Source organism: Brevibacterium sp. LE-L (genome assembly GCF_050214925.1).
In the GTDB taxonomy this organism is placed as follows: domain Bacteria; phylum Actinomycetota; class Actinomycetes; order Actinomycetales; family Brevibacteriaceae; genus Brevibacterium.
The window spans coordinates 3195630-3213457 of the sequence record NZ_CP189759.1 but is presented as its reverse complement, the minus strand read 5'-3'; the positions used below and the strand labels follow the sequence as shown (position 1 = coordinate 3213457).

General features: G+C 62.0%; 28 protein-coding genes. 27 read left to right on the top strand and 1 reads right to left on the bottom strand.

Annotated features, from left to right (window positions below):
• The first annotated feature begins 260 nt into the window (after nucleotides 1-260).
• From rpsL to map, 27 genes are all read left to right on the top strand, one after another.
• Complete coding sequence (gene rpsL, locus ACQE2J_RS14625) at nucleotides 261-635, top strand: 30S ribosomal protein S12 (RefSeq protein ID WP_092015674.1); 375 nt, start codon at nucleotides 261-263, stop codon at nucleotides 633-635.
• The gene (gene rpsG, locus ACQE2J_RS14620) at nucleotides 635-1105 is read left to right on the top strand and encodes a 30S ribosomal protein S7 (protein WP_426936524.1); all 471 of its coding nucleotides are present in this window, start codon (nucleotides 635-637) and stop codon (nucleotides 1103-1105) included. The genes rpsL and rpsG overlap by 1 nt, the downstream gene beginning before the upstream one ends.
• 98 nt (nucleotides 1106-1203) lie before the next feature.
• Nucleotides 1204-3309 carry an elongation factor G gene (fusA, locus tag ACQE2J_RS14615; protein WP_425120276.1) on the top strand — a complete coding sequence of 702 codons (2106 nt, stop codon included), beginning with the start codon at nucleotides 1204-1206 and terminating at the stop codon, nucleotides 3307-3309.
• Nucleotides 3310-3425: 116 nt separating this feature from the next.
• Nucleotides 3426-4619, top strand: coding sequence for an elongation factor Tu (gene tuf, locus ACQE2J_RS14610; RefSeq protein ID WP_135537130.1), 1194 nt, complete (start codon nucleotides 3426-3428; stop codon nucleotides 4617-4619).
• Nucleotides 4620-5078: 459 nt separating this feature from the next.
• Nucleotides 5079-5387, top strand: coding sequence for a 30S ribosomal protein S10 (rpsJ, locus tag ACQE2J_RS14605; protein ID WP_009379191.1), 309 nt, complete (start codon nucleotides 5079-5081; stop codon nucleotides 5385-5387).
• Nucleotides 5388-5398: 11 nt separating this feature from the next.
• On the top strand, nucleotides 5399-6073 hold the full coding sequence (gene rplC / locus ACQE2J_RS14600; protein ID WP_135537129.1) for a 50S ribosomal protein L3: 675 nt from the start codon (nucleotides 5399-5401) through the stop codon (nucleotides 6071-6073).
• Nucleotides 6074-6078: 5 nt separating this feature from the next.
• Nucleotides 6079-6732 (top strand): 50S ribosomal protein L4, encoded by a 654-nt coding sequence (gene rplD, locus ACQE2J_RS14595; RefSeq protein WP_135537128.1) that lies wholly within the window; start codon nucleotides 6079-6081, stop codon nucleotides 6730-6732.
• Nucleotides 6729-7028 (top strand): 50S ribosomal protein L23, encoded by a 300-nt coding sequence (gene rplW, locus ACQE2J_RS14590; protein WP_135537127.1) that lies wholly within the window; start codon nucleotides 6729-6731, stop codon nucleotides 7026-7028. Before rplD ends, rplW begins: the two co-directional genes overlap by 4 nt.
• A 30-nt stretch (nucleotides 7029-7058) precedes the next feature.
• Nucleotides 7059-7895: a 50S ribosomal protein L2 gene (gene rplB / locus ACQE2J_RS14585; RefSeq protein WP_135537126.1), complete on the top strand. Its 837-nt coding sequence runs from the start codon at nucleotides 7059-7061 to the stop codon at nucleotides 7893-7895.
• 15 nt (nucleotides 7896-7910) lie between these two features.
• The gene (gene rpsS / locus ACQE2J_RS14580; protein ID WP_135537125.1) at nucleotides 7911-8192 is read left to right on the top strand and encodes a 30S ribosomal protein S19; all 282 of its coding nucleotides are present in this window, start codon (nucleotides 7911-7913) and stop codon (nucleotides 8190-8192) included.
• 42 nt (nucleotides 8193-8234) lie between these two features.
• Nucleotides 8235-8621, top strand: coding sequence for a 50S ribosomal protein L22 (rplV, locus tag ACQE2J_RS14575; protein WP_025777926.1), 387 nt, complete (start codon nucleotides 8235-8237; stop codon nucleotides 8619-8621).
• Nucleotides 8621-9436, top strand: a complete 816-nt coding sequence (gene rpsC, locus ACQE2J_RS14570; protein ID WP_135537123.1) for a 30S ribosomal protein S3 — start codon at nucleotides 8621-8623, stop codon at nucleotides 9434-9436. The genes rplV and rpsC overlap by 1 nt, the downstream gene beginning before the upstream one ends.
• A gap of 3 nt (nucleotides 9437-9439) precedes the next feature.
• Complete coding sequence (gene rplP, locus ACQE2J_RS14565; protein WP_426936523.1) at nucleotides 9440-9856, top strand: 50S ribosomal protein L16; 417 nt, start codon at nucleotides 9440-9442, stop codon at nucleotides 9854-9856.
• A gap of 2 nt (nucleotides 9857-9858) precedes the next feature.
• Nucleotides 9859-10110: a 50S ribosomal protein L29 gene (rpmC, locus tag ACQE2J_RS14560; protein ID WP_135537474.1), complete on the top strand. Its 252-nt coding sequence runs from the start codon at nucleotides 9859-9861 to the stop codon at nucleotides 10108-10110.
• Nucleotides 10110-10397, top strand: coding sequence for a 30S ribosomal protein S17 (gene rpsQ, locus ACQE2J_RS14555; RefSeq protein WP_135537121.1), 288 nt, complete (start codon nucleotides 10110-10112; stop codon nucleotides 10395-10397). Before rpmC ends, rpsQ begins: the two co-directional genes overlap by 1 nt.
• Nucleotides 10398-10541: 144 nt before the next feature.
• Entirely contained in the window at nucleotides 10542-10910 is a 369-nt protein-coding gene (gene rplN, locus ACQE2J_RS14550; protein ID WP_135537120.1) for a 50S ribosomal protein L14, read from the top strand.
• A 2-nt stretch (nucleotides 10911-10912) separates the two neighbouring features.
• A complete protein-coding gene (rplX, locus tag ACQE2J_RS14545) occupies nucleotides 10913-11281 on the top strand; it encodes a 50S ribosomal protein L24 (RefSeq protein WP_135537119.1) in 369 nt (122 codons plus the stop codon).
• The gene (gene rplE, locus ACQE2J_RS14540) at nucleotides 11281-11850 is read left to right on the top strand and encodes a 50S ribosomal protein L5 (protein WP_135537118.1); all 570 of its coding nucleotides are present in this window, start codon (nucleotides 11281-11283) and stop codon (nucleotides 11848-11850) included. Before rplX ends, rplE begins: the two co-directional genes overlap by 1 nt.
• A gap of 67 nt (nucleotides 11851-11917) precedes the next feature.
• Entirely contained in the window at nucleotides 11918-12316 is a 399-nt protein-coding gene (rpsH, locus tag ACQE2J_RS14535) for a 30S ribosomal protein S8 (protein ID WP_135537117.1), read from the top strand.
• A gap of 16 nt (nucleotides 12317-12332) precedes the next feature.
• Nucleotides 12333-12869 (top strand): 50S ribosomal protein L6, encoded by a 537-nt coding sequence (rplF, locus tag ACQE2J_RS14530; RefSeq protein WP_135537116.1) that lies wholly within the window; start codon nucleotides 12333-12335, stop codon nucleotides 12867-12869.
• 2 nt (nucleotides 12870-12871) lie between these two features.
• Complete coding sequence (gene rplR, locus ACQE2J_RS14525; RefSeq protein ID WP_135537115.1) at nucleotides 12872-13252, top strand: 50S ribosomal protein L18; 381 nt, start codon at nucleotides 12872-12874, stop codon at nucleotides 13250-13252.
• Nucleotides 13249-13932 (top strand): 30S ribosomal protein S5, encoded by a 684-nt coding sequence (gene rpsE / locus ACQE2J_RS14520; RefSeq protein ID WP_135537114.1) that lies wholly within the window; start codon nucleotides 13249-13251, stop codon nucleotides 13930-13932. The genes rplR and rpsE overlap by 4 nt, the downstream gene beginning before the upstream one ends.
• Nucleotides 13932-14114, top strand: a complete 183-nt coding sequence (gene rpmD / locus ACQE2J_RS14515; RefSeq protein ID WP_135537113.1) for a 50S ribosomal protein L30 — start codon at nucleotides 13932-13934, stop codon at nucleotides 14112-14114. The genes rpsE and rpmD overlap by 1 nt, the downstream gene beginning before the upstream one ends.
• A 1-nt stretch (nucleotide 14115) precedes the next feature.
• Nucleotides 14116-14568 (top strand): 50S ribosomal protein L15, encoded by a 453-nt coding sequence (gene rplO / locus ACQE2J_RS14510; RefSeq protein WP_135537112.1) that lies wholly within the window; start codon nucleotides 14116-14118, stop codon nucleotides 14566-14568.
• A gap of 251 nt (nucleotides 14569-14819) precedes the next feature.
• Nucleotides 14820-16121, top strand: coding sequence for a preprotein translocase subunit SecY (secY, locus tag ACQE2J_RS14505; RefSeq protein ID WP_135537111.1), 1302 nt, complete (start codon nucleotides 14820-14822; stop codon nucleotides 16119-16121).
• 48 nt (nucleotides 16122-16169) lie between these two features.
• Nucleotides 16170-16736, top strand: coding sequence for an adenylate kinase (locus tag ACQE2J_RS14500; RefSeq protein ID WP_135537110.1), 567 nt, complete (start codon nucleotides 16170-16172; stop codon nucleotides 16734-16736).
• Nucleotides 16733-17569 carry a type I methionyl aminopeptidase gene (gene map, locus ACQE2J_RS14495; RefSeq protein WP_135537109.1) on the top strand — a complete coding sequence of 279 codons (837 nt, stop codon included), beginning with the start codon at nucleotides 16733-16735 and terminating at the stop codon, nucleotides 17567-17569. Before ACQE2J_RS14500 ends, map begins: the two co-directional genes overlap by 4 nt.
• Before the next feature lie 9 nt (nucleotides 17570-17578).
• Here the strand turns inward: map and ACQE2J_RS14490 are convergent, their stop codons facing one another.
• A complete protein-coding gene (locus ACQE2J_RS14490; protein ID WP_426936522.1) occupies nucleotides 17579-17818 on the bottom strand; it encodes a hypothetical protein in 240 nt (79 codons plus the stop codon).
• Nucleotides 17819-17828: the final 10 nt, after the last annotated feature.

Below are 17828 nucleotides of genomic sequence, written 5' to 3'. Positions count from 1 at the left end.
AACGCTCCTGCCGAGTCTTCTGTGAGTTTCGGATCCCTTGTGAGAATTCGTCGATGCAGGCCGCCGAGACGTCGAACCTGCGCCGCAGCGTCCTTGCGACACACCCGAGCGCAGGGGTCGGTGACTCGCGTGGTTACTGGCATCGGGAGCCAAGCTTCACCCGGTGTGCAGTCGGATATGTCCCACGGTTCACAGACATGACTGCGGTCATGGCCGGTGTTGGGAATTAGGTCTATCGAGAAGCAAATGGAGAACGCTTAGTGCCGACAATCCAGCAGCTCGTCCGCAAGGGACGGCATGTCAATTCAGCAGGATCTGACGCTCCTGCCCTCAAGGGCAGCCCGCAGCGTCGTGGAGTGTGCACCCGTGTGTACACCACTACCCCCAAGAAGCCGAACTCGGCTCTTCGCAAGGTCGCTCGTGTCAAGCTTTCGAGCCAGATCGAAGTGACCGCCTACATCCCCGGCGAGGGACACAACCTGCAGGAGCACTCGATCGTGCTCGTGCGCGGTGGCCGCGTCAAGGATCTGCCCGGTGTGCGCTACCGGATCGTTCGCGGTTCGCTCGACACCCAGGGCGTCAAGGGCCGTCAGCAGGCTCGCAGCAAGTACGGTGCGAAGAGGGAGAAGAAGTAATGCCACGTAAAGGTCCTGCACCCAAGCGACCGATCGTCGTTGACCCGGTCTTCAGCTCACCGCTCGTCACGCAGCTGATCAACAAGATCCTGCTCGACGGCAAGCGTTCGACCGCAGAGCGCATCGTCTACGGTGCCCTCGAGGGCACCCGCGAGAAGAACGGCAACGATCCCGTTGTCAATCTGAAGAAGGCTCTCGACAACATCCGTCCGTCCCTCGAGGTCCGTTCCCGCCGCGTCGGCGGAGCGACCTACCAGGTGCCGGTCGATGTTCGCCCGACTCGTTCGACCACCCTGGCTCTGCGTTGGCTGGTGGGCTACGCCCGTCAGCGCCGTGAGAAGACCATGACCGAACGACTCATGAACGAGATCCTCGATGCCGCCAACGGCCTCGGTGCAGCAGTCAAGCGCCGCGAGGACGTTCACAAGATGGCCGAGTCCAACAAGGCCTTCGCCCACTACCGCTGGTAATCGTCTTCCCAGCTGCCCGGCCGGCGGACAGCGTCCGCGCGAGCTGCCGACCGGGCCGCAGGGGAGTCGAGCAAATCATCGATTGAGAGAGAGATACCGTGGCACTTGACGTGCTCACCGACCTGAACAAGGTCCGCAATATCGGCATCATGGCCCACATCGATGCCGGTAAGACAACCACGACCGAACGCATCCTCTTCTACACCGGCGTGAACTACAAGATGGGCGAGACCCACGACGGCGCCGGCACGATGGACTGGATGGCGCAGGAGAAGGAACGCGGCATCACGATCACGTCGGCCGCGACGACCTGCTACTGGCACGACAACCAGATCAACATCATCGACACCCCGGGTCACGTCGACTTCACGGTCGAGGTTGAGCGCTCGCTGCGCGTCCTCGACGGTGCTGTCGCCGTGTTCGACGGCAAGGAAGGTGTCGAACCGCAGTCCGAGACCGTGTGGCGTCAGGCTGACAAGTACGACGTTCCGCGTGTCTGCTTCGTCAACAAGATGGACAAGCTCGGTGCAGACTTCTACTTCACCGTCCAGACGATCAAGGAGCGCCTCGGAGCCAAGCCGCTGGTCATTCAGCTGCCCATCGGTGCCGAGAGCGAATTCGCCGGTGTCGTCGACCTGCTTGACATGAAGGCCTACGTCTGGCCGGACGAGTCCAAGATGGGTCAGGACATGACCGAGATCGAGATCCCCGAGGATCTCAAGGAGAAGGCTGTCGAGTACCGTGCGCAGCTCGTCGAGGACGTCGCCGAGAGTTCGGAAGAGCTCATGGAGAAGTACCTCGAGGGCGAAGAGCTCACGACTGCCGACGTCAAGGCCGGAATCCGCGAGCTCGTCATCAAGTCGGAAGCCTTCCCGGTCATGTGCGGTTCCGCATACAAGAACAAGGGCGTCCAGCCCATGCTCAATGCGGTCATCGACTACCTGCCCTCGCCGCTCGATGTGCCTCCGATGATCGGACACAACCCGAGCAACGAGGACGAGGACCTCACCCGCAAGCCCGCCAAGGACGAACCGTTCTCGGCACTGGCGTTCAAGGTCTCCACACACCCGTTCTTCGGATCGCTGACGTATGTCCGCGTGTATTCCGGTCATGTGAAGTCCGGTGAACAGGTGCTCAACACCACTTCGGGCAAGAAGGAACGCGTCGGCAAGCTCTTCCAGATGCACTCCAACAAGGAGAATCCCGTGGAAGAGGCCTTCGCCGGCCACATCTACGCCTTCATCGGTCTCAAGGAGACCACAACGGGTGACACGCTCAGCGATCCGGCCAACCCGATCGCGCTTGAGTCGATGACCTTCCCGGAGCCGGTGATCTCCGTGGCCATTGAGCCGAAGACGAAGAGCGACCAGGAGAAGCTGTCCTCGGCGATCCAGAAGTTCGTCAAGGAAGACCCGACCTACCAGGTCGAGCTCGACGAGGAGACCGGTCAGACGGTCATCCGCGGAATGGGCGAACTCCACCTCGACATCCTCGTCGACCGCATGCGTCGCGAGTTCAAGGTGGAGGCGAATGTGGGCAAGCCTCAGGTCGCCTACCGTGAGACCATCCGTCGCACTGTCGAGAAATACGATTACACCCACAAGAAGCAGACGGGTGGATCGGGACAGTTCGCGAAGGTCCAGGTCACCTTCGAACCTCTCGAGGTCGATGGCGATACGATCTACGAATTCGAGAATGCCATCACGGGCGGACGCGTTCCGCGCGAGTACATTCCGAGTGTCGATGCCGGAATCCAGGATGCCATGCAGCTTGGCACACTGGCCGGCTACCCGATGGTCGGTGTCAAGGCCACCCTGGTCGATGGCGCCTACCACGATGTCGACTCTTCGGAGATGGCATTCAAGATCGCCGGATCGATGGTCTTCAAGGAGGCCGTCAAGAAGGCGAGCCCGGTTCTTCTCGAACCGGTCATGGACGTCGAGGTGCGCACCCCTGAGGAATACATGGGTGACGTCATCGGCGACCTGAATTCCCGGCGTGGACAGATTCAGTCGATGGACGATGCTTCCGGTGTGAAGGTCGTCAAGGCTGTAGTCCCGCTCTCGGAGATGTTCGGTTACATCGGTGATCTGCGGTCGAAGACCCAGGGCCGTGCGGTGTACTCGATGACTTTCTCCAGCTATGCGGAGGTCCCGAAGGCTGTTGCCGAGGAGATCATCCAGAAGGTGCGCGGCGGAGAGTAATCTCCGGAATCCGGTCGCCCCGGTGACCAAGAACATGGTCATCGGAATGAAAGATAACCAACAAAAGGTCTAAGATATGTACCGCATATCTTTTGACAACCACGAGGAGGAACCCAGTGGCAAAGGCTAGTTTCGAACGGACTAAGCCGCACGTCAACATCGGCACCATCGGCCACGTTGACCACGGAAAGACCACCCTGACCGCCGCGATCACCAAGGTCCTGGCGGATCAGTACCCGGAGCTCAACGAAGCTCGCGCCTTCGATCAGGTCGACAACGCACCTGAGGAGAAGGAGCGCGGCATCACCATCAACGTCTCGCACGTTGAGTACCAGACGGAGAAGCGTCACTACGCTCACGTCGATGCCCCGGGCCACGCTGACTACGTGAAGAACATGATCACCGGTGCAGCTCAGATGGACGGTGCGATCCTCGTCGTGGCCGCTACCGACGGTCCGATGCCTCAGACCCGTGAGCACGTGCTGCTCGCGCGTCAGGTCGGTGTGCCCTACATCGTCTGCGCTCTGAACAAGTCCGACATGGTCGATGACGAAGAGCTCCTCGAGCTCGTCGAATTCGAGGTTCGCGACCTGCTCTCGAGCCAGGACTTCGATGGCGACAACGCACCGGTCATCCCGGTCTCCGCTCTCAAGGCGCTGGAAGGCGACGAGAAGTGGGTCAAGAGCGTGCAGGATCTCATGGCTGCCGTCGACGACAACGTTCCCGAGCCGGAGCGCGATGTCGACAAGCCGTTCCTCATGCCCGTCGAGGACGTCTTCACGATCACCGGTCGTGGAACCGTCGTCACCGGTCGTGTCGAGCGCGGTGTGCTCCTGCCGAACGACGAAATCGAAATCGTCGGCATCAAGGAGAAGTCGTCCAAGACGACCGTCACCGCTATCGAGATGTTCCGCAAGGTTCTGCCGGATGCTCGTGCAGGCGAGAACGTCGGTCTGCTCCTCCGCGGCACCAAGCGTGAGGACGTGGAGCGCGGTCAGGTCATCGTGAAGCCGGGTTCGATCACCCCGCACACCAAGTTCGAAGCTCAGGTCTACATCCTGAGCAAGGACGAGGGCGGACGTCACAACCCGTTCTACTCGAACTACCGTCCGCAGTTCTACTTCCGGACCACGGACGTCACCGGCGTCATCACGCTGCCCGAGGGCACCGAGATGGTCATGCCCGGCGACAACACCGACATGTCGGTCGAGCTCATCCAGCCGATCGCCATGGAGGACGGCCTCCGCTTCGCAATCCGCGAAGGTGGCCGCACCGTCGGCGCTGGTCGAGTCACGAAGATCAACGCCTGATCTGACTCACCGAGTACCACAGGCAGGGCCGCAGTCCTTCGGGACTGCGGCCCTTGCCGCATTCACCGGCCCGATCGGCCTGCGAAGACTCCGGTCGGAGCGCAGGGCGGCCGTGAGAGATCCCTCACAGGAGCGATGGCTGGAATTGCGCCTGTGAAGTGCTATGTGACAAGATAGTGAAGTTGCGTTTTGAGCGTTGACCCCTGCACTGCGGTAGAGATACCGCGAACAGCTCAGAACACTATCGGATCGATGAATCTGCAGCATGCGGGTTCGGACCGAGCAGCCAATGAGTAGAAGCGCCGTCGGCGGCTGATGGGCAGAAGTGAGAATTTCTCCGTCAGGAACAGCCGACACGCCCGACCTCGGGGGTCGGTCATGGTCAGCCGGCACAGACGGCAGTCACCTTCGGGTGCTGCGGGTTGATGGCCGGAAGTAACTAAAGAAAGAGACGACGCCATGGCGGGACAGAAGATCCGCATTCGGCTCAAGTCGTACGACCACGCTGTGATTGACAGTGCCGCGCGCAAGATCGTGGACACCGTCACTCGTGCTGGTGCGACTGTTGTGGGCCCCGTGCCGTTGCCGACGGAGAAGAACGTGTACTGCGTCATCCGTTCGCCGCACAAGTACAAGGACAGCCGTGAGCATTTCGAGATGCGCACGCACAAGCGTCTGATCGACATCGTCGACCCGACGCCGAAGGCCGTCGATTCGCTTATGCGTCTCGACCTCGCTGACGACGTCAACATCGAGATCAAGCTCTAAGGGAGGCAGCAATGGCGAACACTCGTTCATCGGCTCTCCCGACCACCCGCAAGGTCAAGGGCCTTCTGGGAACCAAGCTGGGCATGACCCAGGTGTGGGATGAGCAGAACAACCTCGTTCCGGTGACCGTCGTGGCCACCGGAAACAACGTCGTGACCCAGATCCGCAACGAGGAAACCGATGGTTACCCCGCCGTGCAGATCGCGTTCGGCGAGATCGATCCTCGTAAGGTCAACAAGCCGACTGCAGGCCACTTCGAGAAGGCCGGCGTGACCCCACGTCGTCACCTCGTCGAACTGCGCACCGCAGACGCTGCTGACTACGAGCTCGGCCAGGAACTCGGTGTCGACTCGTTCGAGTCCGGGATCAAGGTCGATGTGACCGCGAAGACCAAGGGCAAGGGAACCGCCGGTGTCATGAAGCGTCACGGCTTCGCCGGTGTCGGTGCCTCCCACGGTCAACACCGCAACCACCGCAAGCCAGGTTCGATCGGCGGCGCCGCAACACCTGGTCGCGTGTTCAAGGGTATGCGCATGGCCGGCCGTATGGGCGCTGTCAAGCACACCACCCAGAACCTCACGATCCACGCCGTGGACAGCGAGAACAACTTCCTGCTCATCAAGGGTGCCGTTCCCGGCCCCAAGGGTGGAGTCGTCCTCGTTCGCTCGGCCGTGAAGGAGGCCTGAACGTAATGACTGATGTCAAGACAGTCGACGTCATCGATGCCGCTGGTGCCAAGTCCGGTTCCGTTGAGCTGCCCGCCGAAGTCTTCGGTGTGCCTGCAAACGTGCCGCTGATCCACCAGGTCGTCGTTGCGCAGCTCGCTGCGGCCCGTCAGGGCACACACAAGACGAAGACCCGTTCCGAGGTCCGCGGCGGTGGCCGCAAGCCGTACCGTCAGAAGGGAACCGGCAACGCCCGTCAGGGTTCGATCCGCGCTCCTCAGTACAACGGCGGCGGTATCGTGCACGGACCGGTTCCGCGCGACTACTCGCAGCGGACCCCCAAGAAGATGAAGGCTGCCGCACTGCGCGGTGCCCTGTCCGATCGTGCACGGCTCGATCAGGTCTTCGTCGTGAAGAATCTGGTCACCGGCGACGCACCGTCGACCAAGCAGGCGAAGGCCGCACTGGCCGGCCTGTCCGACCGTAAGAACACCCTTGTGGTGCTCGATCGCGACGACGAGCTCAACAACTTGAGCGTGCGCAACCTGCCGCATGTCCACGTGCTCACCTTCGATCAGCTCAACACCTACGATGTGCTGCTCGCCGATGACATCGTGTTCACCGAGGCAGCTCTGCAGTCGTTCCTGAGCGGCAACCGCAAATCGGAGGACGCATCATGAGTCTCAACTTCAAGGACCCGCGCGACATCATCGTCGCACCGGTCGTCTCGGAGAAGACGTACAGCCTGATGGACGAAGGAAAGTACACCTTCCTCGTCGACCAGGACTCGAACAAATCCGAGATCAAGCACGCCATTGAATCGATCTTCGATGTGCAGGTCGCCAAGGTCAACACCCTGAATCGCCAGGGCAAGCGCCGCCGCACCCGCACCGGTTGGGGAAAGCGCAAGGACACCAAGCGTGCCATTGTCGCCCTCAAGGACGGATCGATCGACATCTTCGGTGGATCGCTCTAAGCGATCCTTCGTCAAAGAAGGACAAGACTCATGGGAATCCGTAAGCACAAGCCGACGACCCCGGGCCGCCGTGGCTCGTCGGTCGCCGACTTCGTCGAAGTGACCCGGTCTACACCGGAGAAGTCGCTTCTGCGTCCGCTGCCCAAGCGCGGCGGCCGCAACAGCCAGGGACGCGTGACCACCCGCCACCAAGGCGGCGGTCACAAGCGCCAATACCGTGTCATCGACTTCCGCCGCCATGACAAAGATGGCGTTCCGGCGAAGGTCGCACACATCGAATATGACCCGAACCGTACGGCTCGCATCGCTCTGCTGCATTATGCAGACGGAGAGAAGCGCTACATCCTCGCCCCGCAGAACCTCAAGCAGGGTGCACAGGTGGAAGCCGGTCCGGGTGCAGACATCAAGCCGGGCAACAACCTTGCCCTGCGCAACATCCCGGTCGGTACCGTGCTGCACGCAGTTGAAATGCGTCCCGGCGGCGGTGCCAAGATCGCTCGTTCTGCCGGTTCGTCCGTGCAGCTCGTGGCGAAGTACGGCCGTTTCGCACAGCTGCGGATGCCTTCGGGCGAAATCCGCAATGTTGATGCGCGCTGCCGTGGCACGGTCGGCGAGGTCGGCAACGCCGAGCAGTCGAACATCAGCTGGGGCAAAGCAGGCCGCATGCGTTGGAAGGGCCATCGCCCGTCCGTCCGCGGTGTCGTGATGAACCCGATCGACCACCCGCATGGTGGTGGCGAGGGCCGTACTTCGGGTGGTCGTCACCCAGTCAGCCCGTGGGGTCAGTTGGAGGGCCGCACACGCCGGCCGAACAAAGAGAGCGACAAGTACATCGTGCGCCGTCGCCGGACCGGCAAGAAGCGCTGATTGGAGTACTGACTTATGCCTCGTAGCCTCAAAAAGGGTCCTTTCGTCGACGAGCACCTTTACCAGAAGGTCGCTCGCCAGAACGAGAAGAACACCAAAAATGTCATCAAAACATGGTCTCGTCGCTCGATGATCATCCCGGACTTCCTGGGACACACCATCGCGGTACATGACGGACGCAAGCATGTCCCCGTCTTCATCACTGAGTCGATGGTCGGACACAAGCTCGGCGAGTTCGCACCGACACGGACGTTCCGTGGCCACGAAAAGGACGATCGCAAGGGTCGCCGCCGCTGAGGCGGGGCACTCTTACGATCCTAGACAAGAGAGAAGGAAGCGATGGAAGCCAAGGCTAAGGCGCGTTACCTGCGCGTCACGCCTCGCAAGGCTCGGCGCGTCATCGACCTCATTCGTGGTCAGCAGGCGACCGAAGCACTTGCAGTGTTGAAGTTTGCAGAACAGTCGGCATCAGATCCGATTTACAAGCTCGTTGCCTCCGGCATCGCCAATGCGCGTGTCCGGGCCGACGAGGAAGGCGTTGCGTTCGACGAGAACGAACTGGTCATCTCCGAAGCATTCGTGGACGAGGGACCGACCATGAAGCGGTTCCGTCCGCGTGCCCAGGGTCGCGCTTTTCGCATCGAGAAGCGCACGAGCCACGTGACCGTGGTCCTGGCCAGCGGCGACGACCTGCCTCAGCGCAAGAGCCGGAAGGGGAACCGCTAATGGGCCAGAAGATCAATCCGAACGGATTCCGACTCGGAATCACCACGGATCACAAGTCGAAGTGGTTCGCTGACTCGACCAAGCCGGGGCAGCGCTACAAGGACTACGTGCTCGAGGATGTCAAGATCCGCGAGATGATGAACACCGGCCTCGAACGGGCCGGCATCTCGAAGGTCAACATCGAGCGCACGCGTGACCGTGTCCGCGTCGATATCCACACCGCACGTCCGGGCATCGTCATCGGACGTCGTGGAGCCGAAGCGGACCGCATCCGCGGTCAGCTCGAGAAGCTCACCGGCAAGCAGATTCAGCTCAATATCCTTGAGGTGAAGAACCCCGAGATCGACGCGCAGCTCGTCGCTCAGGGAGTTGCCGAACAGCTCGCCAGCCGCGTGGCCTTCCGCCGCGCAATGCGCAAGGCGATCCAGAGCGCGCAGCGTGCCGGTGCCAAGGGCATCCGCGTGCAGTGCTCCGGCCGCCTCGGCGGTGCTGAGATGAGCCGGTCCGAGTTCTACCGCGAAGGCCGTGTGCCGCTGCACACCCTGCGTGCGAACATCGATTTCGGTCTCCACGAAGCACACACCACATTCGGACGCATCGGCGTCAAGGTGTGGATCTACAAGGGCGACATGACCGACAAGGAGCTTGCTGCTGAGCAGGCGAAGGCTCCTGCTGCTCGTGGCCCGCGTGGCCGTGGGCGCGGTCGTGGTGGCCGCGGACGTGGTCAGGAAGGCGCACCGCGCCGGGGTGACCAGGCCCGTAACACTGAGAACAATGCCGAAGCCCCCGCGGCTGAGGCCGGATCGGAGGGCTGAGATATGTTGATCCCTCGTCGAGTGAAATTCCGTAAGCAGCACCATCCCCGTCGGGGCGGCGCCGCCAAGGGAGGCACGACGTTGTCCTTCGGTGACTACGGCATCCAGGCTCTCGAGCCCGCCTACGTCACCAACCGGCAGATCGAGGCCGCACGTATTGCAATGACGCGCTACATCAAGCGCGGCGGCAAGGTGTGGATCAACATCTACCCCGACCACCCGCTGACGAAGAAGCCTGCCGAGACCCGTATGGGTTCCGGTAAGGGATCGCCTGAATGGTGGATCGCCAATGTCAAGCCGGGTCGGGTCATGTTCGAACTCGCCGGTGTGTCCGAGGAAGTTGCTCGCGAGGCTCTGCGCCTGGCGATCCACAAGCTTCCGCTGAAGGCCCGTATCGTGGCCCGCGAAGGTGGTGAGTGAGAATGGCAATCGGTTCGAAGAACCTTTCCATCGACGCACTGGACGGTTTCGACAACGAGCGTCTGCTCGAGGAGCTCAAGAAGGCCAAGGCCGAGCTGTTCAACCTGCGTTTCCAGTCGGCCACCGGCCAGCTGGAGAGCCACGGTCGCCTCAAGGCTGTGCGTCGCGACATCGCTCGTATCTACACCGTGCTCAACGAACGGGAGCTGGACATCCGTCCGAACCCCGCTGATGCTAAGGAAGAGGGCAAGTGATGGCGGAGACCGCGAACACTGAGGCCACTGCTGCGGAGCGGAACTCCCGCAAGACTGCACGTGGTTACGTCGTATCCGACAAAATGGACAAGACCATCGTCGTCGAGGTCGAGGAGCGCATGAAGCACCGCCTCTACGGCAAGGTCCTGCGCAAGTCGGTCAAGTACAAGGTTCACGATGAGGAGAACACCGCCGGTATCGGTGATTTCGTCCTCGTGGCCGAGACGCGGCCGCTTTCGGCCGCGAAGCGTTGGCGGCTCGTCGAGATCATCGAACGCGCCAAGTAACCAACGCCACCCCACCCACCCGGTCCCGCCCGCGGTCTCCTGGAGACTGCGGGCGGCTACCGGGAACGGGGTGAAATGTCAATGAATCCGTTCCGCAAGGCTCACGCCTGTGCGTGAGAACCAGCGCGACGACAGGAGAAAATAGTGATTCAGCAAGAGTCGCGACTCAAAGTCGCCGACAACACTGGCGCCAAGCAGATCCTGGCCATCAGGATCCTGGGTGGCTCCGGTCGGCGCTACGCCTCGATCGGTGACACCATCGTGGCAACCGTCAAGGACGCAATCCCCGGCGGAAACGTGAAGAAGGGTGACATCGTCAAGGCTGTCATCGTTCGCACCGCCAAGGAACGCCGTCGTCCCGACGGCTCCTACATCAAGTTCGACGAGAATGCAGCTGTCATCCTCAAGAACGATGAGGAGCCGCGCGGAACCCGCATCTTCGGGCCCGTGGGACGCGAACTCCGCGACAAGAAGTTCATGAAGATCGTCTCCCTGGCACCGGAGGTGTTGTGAGCATGGCGAACAAGCTCAAGATCAAGAAGGGCGATCTCGTCCAGGTGATCGCAGGCGCTCGGGAGTCACGTGGTGGCGATCGCGGGAAGCAGGGCAAGGTTCTTGCCGTCTACCCCGAACGCAACCGTGTGCTCGTCGAGGGCGTCAACCGCGTGATCAAGCACAAGAAGGCTACGCAGACTCAGGCCGGCGGCACCGCTGGTGGCCGTGAGACCCACGAAGCCCCCATCCACGTGTCCAACGTGGCGCTCGTTGATCCCAAGGACAACAAGCCCACCCGCGTCGGATACCGCGAAGAGAACGTCGAGCGCGACGGTCGCACCAAGACCGTTCGGGTTCGCTACTCGCGTCGCACCGGGGAGGAGATCTGATGACGGAAACAACCACCAGCCGTCCCGCACCGCGTCTCAAGCAGATTTACCGCAATGAGATCGTGGCGAAGATGCAGGAAGAGTTCAACTACGCCAACCCCATGCAGGTTCCCGGACTGACCAAGGTCGTCGTGAACATGGGTGTGGGTGACGCAGCACGCGATTCCAAGCTGATCGAAGGCGCCGTCAACGATCTGACTCTGATCACCGGTCAGAAGCCGGTCGTGACCCGGGCTCGGAAGTCCATCGCTCAGTTCAAGCTGCGCGAGGGCCAGCCCATCGGTGTCCACGTCACCATGCGTGGAGCACGGATGTGGGAGTTCATCGACCGCGTCATCACCCTGGCACTGCCGCGTATCCGCGACTTCCGCGGACTCTCGGATCGTCAGTTCGACGGACACGGCAACTATACCTTCGGTCTCACGGAGCAGTCGATGTTCCACGAGATCGACCAGGACCGGATCGACCGTGTCCGCGGTATGGATATCACCGTGGTCACCACTGCCACGACGGACGATGAGGGACGTGCACTGCTGCGTCACCTCGGGTTCCCGTTCAAGACAAAATAATCGCTACGTTGCAGGTCCAAGCACAGCATGTGGGCGGAAACCGTAACGAGGAAGGGCAAGTGCCCAAATGACAATGACTGATCCAGTCGCAGACATGCTCACGCGTCTGCGCAACGCCAACTCGGCTTATCACGAGGACGTCAGCATGCCGTTCTCGAAACTCAAGTCGAACATCGCCGAGATCCTCAAGACGGAGGGTTACATCACCGGCTGGAGCGTCGAAGACGCCGAGGTCGGAAAGACCCTGTTCCTGGACCTCAAGTTCGGACCCAACCGGGAACGTTCCATCGCCGGACTGCGTCGTGTGTCGAAGCCGGGACTGCGCGTCTACGCGAAGTCCACGAACCTGCCCAAGGTTCTCGGCGGACTCGGCATCGCCATCCTGTCGACCTCGTCAGGCCTCCTGACAGACCGCCAGGCCGCCAAGAAGGGTGTGGGTGGGGAAGTCCTCGCCTACGTCTGGTAAGGAAGGAGAGAAGAATATGTCACGTATTGGCAAGAACCCGATCTCCGTTCCCAGCGGCGTCGAGGTCAAGGTCGACGGCCAGGATGTTGCCGTCAAGGGACCCAAGGGCGAACTGTCTGTCACCATCGCCGAGCCGATCACCGTATCGCTCGAAGACGGTGTCGTCACCGTGGCGCGTCCGGACGAGGAGCGCGAATCGCGTTCCCTGCACGGACTGTCACGCACGCTCATCAACAACCTGATCGTCGGTGTGACCGAGGGCTACTCCAAGGGCCTCGAGATCGTCGGAACCGGTTACCGTGTGCAGGCCAAGGGATCGAACCTCGAGTTCGCCCTCGGCTACAGCCATCCCATCGTCGTCGAGCCGCCTGAGGGAATCTCCTTCAGCGTCGAGGGTCAGACGAAGGTCGGCGTCCACGGAATCGACAAGCAGCTGGTCGGTGAGACCGCTGCAAACATCCGGAAGCTGCGCAGGCCCGAACCCTACAAGGGCAAAGGTGTGCGCTACGCCGGCGAAATCGTCCGTCGCAAGGTCGGAAAGGCTGGTAAGTAAAGATGGCCTTTGGCAAGAAGGAAAGCTACGGCAAGGGCAGGGCTGCTGCTCGCAAGCGTCGTCACGCTCGTCTGCGCAAGCATGTGAGCGGTACGGCCGAGCGCCCGCGCCTCTCAGTGACTCGTTCCACGCGCCATGTCTTCGTCCAGGTCATCGACGACACCGTCGGCAAGACCCTGGTCTCGGCCTCCACCATGGAAGCCGATCTGCGGACATTCGAAGGCGACAAGACCGGCAAAGCCCGCAAGGTGGGCGAACTGGTTGCCCAGCGCGCCAAGGACGCCGGTATCGAAGCCGTCGTATTCGACCGTGGAGGCAACGCCTACCACGGCCGTGTGCAGGCAATCGCCGAAGGTGCCCGTGAAGGAGGATTGGCCCTATGAGCACTGAAGAGAACAAGGAACAGCAGGCGACTGCTGAGACGCGCACCGACAACAGCGGTGACCGTTCCTCCCGTGGCCGCGGCCAGGGTGGACAGGGCGGCCAGGGCCGCGGACGCGGCGAAGGCCGTGGGCGTGGCGGTCGCAACGATCGTGACGACAAGAACCAGTTCGTCGAGCACGTCATCACCATCAACCGCGTGTCGAAGGTCGTCAAGGGTGGACGTCGGTTCTCCTTCACGGCTCTCGTCGTGGTCGGCGACGGCGACGGCATGGTCGGCATGGGCTATGGCAAGGCGAAGGAAGTTCCTGCCGCCATCGCCAAGGGTGTTGAGGAAGCGAAGAAGAACTTCTTCCGTGTCCCCCGCATCCAGAAGACCATTCCGCACCCGGTCCAGGGCGAGGAAGCCGCAGGCGTTGTCCTGCTGCGTCCGGCCGCTCCCGGTACCGGTGTCATCGCCGGCGGACCCGTCCGTGCAGTCCTCGATGCCGCTGGCGTCCAGGATGTGCTGTCGAAGTCGCTGGGTTCGTCGAACGCGATCAACATCGTGCACGCTGCGATCACCGCGCTGAAGAGCCTCGAACGGCCCGAGGAAGTTGCGGCTCGCCGCGGCCTTCCCGTCGACGAGGTTGCTCCGCACGCATTGCTGCGAGCAGCTGCTGAAAGTGGGGCGAAGTCCTGATGGCAAAGCTCAAGATTACTCAGCGCAAGTCCGCTATCGGTTACCGTCAGAGCCAGCGCGATACGCTGCGTTCGCTCGGTCTCAAGCGGACCAACGACGTTGTGGTGCAGGATGATCGCCCGGAGATCCGGGGAATGATCAACGCTGTTCGCCACATCGTGACTGTGGAAGAGGTCGATTGATATGTCGAACAACGACTCGCTGAAGCTGCACGATCTGCACCCGGCCCCCGGAGCCAAGACCACCAAGACCCGTGTGGGTCGTGGTGAGGCTTCGAAGGGTAAGACCGCCGGTCGCGGAACCAAGGGCACGAAGGCCCGTTACCAGGTTCCGCACGGCTTCGAGGGTGGCCAGACACCGATGCACATGCGTCTGCCGAAGCTGCGTGGGTTCAAGAACCCGGCCAAGGTGACGTTCCAGGTTGTCAACCTCGACAAGCTGTCCGCCCTGTTCCCCGAGGGAGGAGACGTCACCGTCGCCGATCTCGTGGCTAAGGGTGCTGTGCGTCCCAAGCAGCCCGTCAAGGTTCTCGGCACCGGTGAGATCACCGTGGCTCTGAACATCACTGCAGACAAGTTCTCCGGCTCAGCGGCCGAGAAGATCAAGGCTGCAGGCGGAAGCGCCAGCGAAGCCTGATCGGATCCGTTGGAACGGGCCTGAGGCTTCAATGCTGAAAGAGGGGGCGGTCACTGCGGTGACCGCCCCCTTCTGCATGCCCGGCTCTGCATGCCCGGCAATACCCCGGGAATCACTCCGAAACCAGTCTGTCGGGCCACTGACCGGTTTCAGTCTGGAGGTCATACCCTGATAGTCTTTTGCAGGTATTTGTCTCATTCGCCAGGTCGCGACCACGACTCTGACTTTTCATCCGCCAACGAGGAGGACGCTTGATCGGCGCAATCCGGAGGGCTTTCAGAACGCCCGACTTGAGGAACAAACTCCTCTTCACCCTGGGCATTCTTGTCATCTTCCGACTCGGCTCGTTCATTCCCTCGCCCGGCATCGATTACACCCAGGTGCAGGAGTGTGTGGCTTCGCCTCAGCTGAATGAGGGCGGATTCGCAATGATCAACCTCTTCAGCGGTGGCGCTCTGCTGCAGCTGTCGATCTTCGCTCTGGGCATCATGCCCTACATCACGGCGAGCATCATCGTGCAGCTCCTGCGCGTGGTCATCCCGCGCTTCGAATCCCTCCACAAGGAAGGGGCGTCCGGTCAGGCGAAGCTGACCCAGTACACTCGTTACCTCACCATCGGCCTGGCGATCCTCAACTCGACCACGCTCGTGGCCACTGTCCGTTCGGGTGCGCTCTTCGGCAGCGTCGAAGGCTGCACCGACCTCATCGCCAACGACACCTGGTGGGGCATCGCAGTCCTCGTGCTCACGCTCACCGCTGGTACCGGCCTCATCATGTGGCTGGGCGAGCAGATCACCGAGCACGGTGTCGGCAACGGTATGTCGCTGCTGATCTTCACCTCTGTCGCCTCGGCGTTCCCGTCCTCGCTCGGTGCGATCTTCCGCGAGCAGGGCGTCGACATCTTCCTCATCGTCTTGGCGGTCGGCCTGGTCCTCGTCGCGCTCGTCGTCTTCGTCGAACAGTCGCAGCGTCGCGTGCCCGTCCAGTACGCGAAGCGGATGGTCGGGCGTCGTATGTTCGGGGGCACCTCGACCTATATCCCGATCAAGGTGAACATGGCCGGAGTCATCCCCGTCATCTTCGCCTCCTCGGTGCTCTACCTGCCGAGCCTGATCTCGCAGTTCTTCGATCCCGAGTCGAAGTGGGTCGAATGGATCAACACCTACTTCACCCGCGGCGATCACCCGATCTACATCACCGTCTACGCTCTGCTGACGATCTTCTTCGCCTACTTCTACGTGGCGATCACCTTCAATCCCGAAGAGGTCGCGGACAACATGAAGAAGTACGGCGGGTTCATCCCCGGCATCCGCGCCGGTCGACCGACAGCCGAATACCTCAGCTTCGTGCTCAGCCGCATCAACTTCCCCGGTTCGCTCTACTTGGCCTTCGTCGCCCTCATTCCGCTCATCGCGCTGGTGCTCATCAACGCGAACCAGAACTTCCCGTTCGGCGGAACTTCGCTGCTCATCGTCGTGGGCGTCGGCCTTGAGACGGTCAAGCAGATCGATGCGCAGATGCAGCAGCGCCACTATGAAGGACTGTTGCGCTGATTTGACCTGACGCTGAGCTTCAGCGGACAACCATTGGAAGGACACCTTATGAGTTCACGCATTATCCTGATCGGCCCCCCGGGAGCCGGCAAGGGCACCCAGGCGGCTCGTCTGTCGGAGGCGCTCGGCGTCCCGGCGATCTCCACCGGAGACATCTTCCGGGCGAACGTGAAGGGTGAGACCGAGCTCGGCAAGCTCGCCAAGCGCTACATGGACGCCGGCGAGTACGTTCCCGACGAGGTCACGAACTCGATGGTCGCTGACCGTTTGGCTCAGGACGATGCGGCAGACGGGTTCCTGCTCGACGGCTACCCGCGCACCAGCGCCCAGGTCGAAGAACTCGATCGGATGCTCTCGGCCGAAGACAAGGCGATCGAACACGTCGTCGAACTCACTGCTGACACCGACGAAGTCGTCGCTCGTCTGCTCGCCCGCGCACAGACCGAGGGCCGCAGCGATGACAGCGAAGACGTCATCCGCCACCGCCTCGACGTCTACGAAGAGCAGACCCAGCCGCTGACCGACATCTACCGCAGCCGCGGTCTGCTGCGCCAGGTCGACGGCCTCGGAGAGGTCAACGACATCACTGACCGTATCCTGTCTTCCATTCGATGATCTTCGGACCACGGATCGAGCTCAAGACTCCTGCGGAGCTCGAGCTCATGCACCGGGCCGGGCAGCTGACACGCCAAGTGCTCTCAGCCGCCCGGTCCGCGGCCGTTCCCGGTGCCACGACCACCGAGGTGGACGCCGCGGCCGAAGCAGTCATCGATGCCGCCGACGCGCGGTCGAATTTCAAGGGATACCAGGGATTCCCCGCCGTGGTGTGCATCTCCGTGAATGAGGAGATCGTCCACGGCATCCCAGGCAGTCGTGTCCTCGCAGCAGGTGACATCGTCTCGATCGACGGCGGTGCCATCGTCGATGGCTTCCACGGAGATTCGGCACTGACGATGATCGTCGGCGGCGATGATGCCGGCACCGAAGCGGACCGTCTGCTCTCCGTCGCCACCGAGACGGCGATGTGGACCGGCATCGCCGCATTCGCCACCGGCACGAAGGTCAGCGACATCGGCGACGCCATCGACGACTTCGTGACTGAGAACCATCCGCATCTGGGTCTCGTCGAGGAATTCACCGGGCACGGCATCGGCACTGCCATGCACATGGCACCTGAAGTGCTCAACTACCGCGCCCGGTCGAACGGACCGAAGATCAAGGCGGGAATGTGCCTGGCGATCGAGCCGATGCTCACCACGGGAGGTGGGGACACCCGCACCCTCGCCGATGACTGGACGGTCGTGACGGCGGACGGTTCTCGGGCGAGTCACTGGGAGCACAGTGTGGCCCGCCACGACGGGGGAGTCTGGGTGCTGACCGCCGAGGATGGGGGAGCGGCCGGGTTGGCGCCGTTCGGAATCACACCTGTGCCTCCGAAGAGCGCCTGAGGGGAGAACTCAGGTCGGCAGCGCCTGCTTCTTCAGTGAAGCCCTGCCGACGAAATAGACGGCGGTGAAGGTTCCCGACGCCGCCATGAGTGCGAGAGCGAACATCCACGCCGCCGTCTCGACGATGTTGAATCCGGCCAACTGGAATGCGCAGAACGCGATGAATGCCGTGATTGCGCCGGCCAGCACACCGGCTGTGCGTGACATCTGATGGGCGCGCTGCTCGAGAGTGTACGTGTGGTCATCCATGTCGTGGCTC

Excerpts from the sequence above, each read along its gene's own strand:
- rplC (WP_135537129.1), top strand. The coding sequence starts at position 5,399 with ATGGCGAACACTCGTTCATCGGCTCTCCCGACCACCCGCAAGGTCAAG.
- ACQE2J_RS14500 (WP_135537110.1), top strand. The coding sequence starts at position 16,170 with ATGAGTTCACGCATTATCCTGATCGGCCCCCCGGGAGCCGGCAAGGGC.
- rpsC (WP_135537123.1), top strand. The coding sequence starts at position 8,621 with ATGGGCCAGAAGATCAATCCGAACGGATTCCGACTCGGAATCACCACG.
- rplP (WP_426936523.1), top strand. The coding sequence starts at position 9,440 with ATGTTGATCCCTCGTCGAGTGAAATTCCGTAAGCAGCACCATCCCCGT.
- rplR (WP_135537115.1), top strand. The coding sequence starts at position 12,872 with ATGGCCTTTGGCAAGAAGGAAAGCTACGGCAAGGGCAGGGCTGCTGCT.
- rpsS (WP_135537125.1), top strand. The coding sequence starts at position 7,911 with ATGCCTCGTAGCCTCAAAAAGGGTCCTTTCGTCGACGAGCACCTTTAC.
- rpsH (WP_135537117.1), top strand. The coding sequence starts at position 11,918 with ATGACAATGACTGATCCAGTCGCAGACATGCTCACGCGTCTGCGCAAC.
- rplX (WP_135537119.1), top strand. The coding sequence starts at position 10,913 with ATGGCGAACAAGCTCAAGATCAAGAAGGGCGATCTCGTCCAGGTGATC.
- ACQE2J_RS14490 (WP_426936522.1), bottom strand. The coding sequence starts at position 17,818 with ATGGATGACCACACGTACACTCTCGAGCAGCGCGCCCATCAGATGTCA.
- rplD (WP_135537128.1), top strand. The coding sequence starts at position 6,079 with ATGACTGATGTCAAGACAGTCGACGTCATCGATGCCGCTGGTGCCAAG.
- rplE (WP_135537118.1), top strand. The coding sequence starts at position 11,281 with ATGACGGAAACAACCACCAGCCGTCCCGCACCGCGTCTCAAGCAGATT.
- rpmC (WP_135537474.1), top strand. The coding sequence starts at position 9,859 with ATGGCAATCGGTTCGAAGAACCTTTCCATCGACGCACTGGACGGTTTC.
- rplB (WP_135537126.1), top strand. The coding sequence starts at position 7,059 with ATGGGAATCCGTAAGCACAAGCCGACGACCCCGGGCCGCCGTGGCTCG.
- rplF (WP_135537116.1), top strand. The coding sequence starts at position 12,333 with ATGTCACGTATTGGCAAGAACCCGATCTCCGTTCCCAGCGGCGTCGAG.
- rplV (WP_025777926.1), top strand. The coding sequence starts at position 8,235 with ATGGAAGCCAAGGCTAAGGCGCGTTACCTGCGCGTCACGCCTCGCAAG.
- rplO (WP_135537112.1), top strand. The coding sequence starts at position 14,116 with ATGTCGAACAACGACTCGCTGAAGCTGCACGATCTGCACCCGGCCCCC.
- rplW (WP_135537127.1), top strand. The coding sequence starts at position 6,729 with ATGAGTCTCAACTTCAAGGACCCGCGCGACATCATCGTCGCACCGGTC.
- rpmD (WP_135537113.1), top strand. The coding sequence starts at position 13,932 with ATGGCAAAGCTCAAGATTACTCAGCGCAAGTCCGCTATCGGTTACCGT.
- map (WP_135537109.1), top strand. The coding sequence starts at position 16,733 with ATGATCTTCGGACCACGGATCGAGCTCAAGACTCCTGCGGAGCTCGAG.
- rpsQ (WP_135537121.1), top strand. The coding sequence starts at position 10,110 with ATGGCGGAGACCGCGAACACTGAGGCCACTGCTGCGGAGCGGAACTCC.
- rpsJ (WP_009379191.1), top strand. The coding sequence starts at position 5,079 with ATGGCGGGACAGAAGATCCGCATTCGGCTCAAGTCGTACGACCACGCT.
- rpsE (WP_135537114.1), top strand. The coding sequence starts at position 13,249 with ATGAGCACTGAAGAGAACAAGGAACAGCAGGCGACTGCTGAGACGCGC.
- rpsG (WP_426936524.1), top strand. The coding sequence starts at position 635 with ATGCCACGTAAAGGTCCTGCACCCAAGCGACCGATCGTCGTTGACCCG.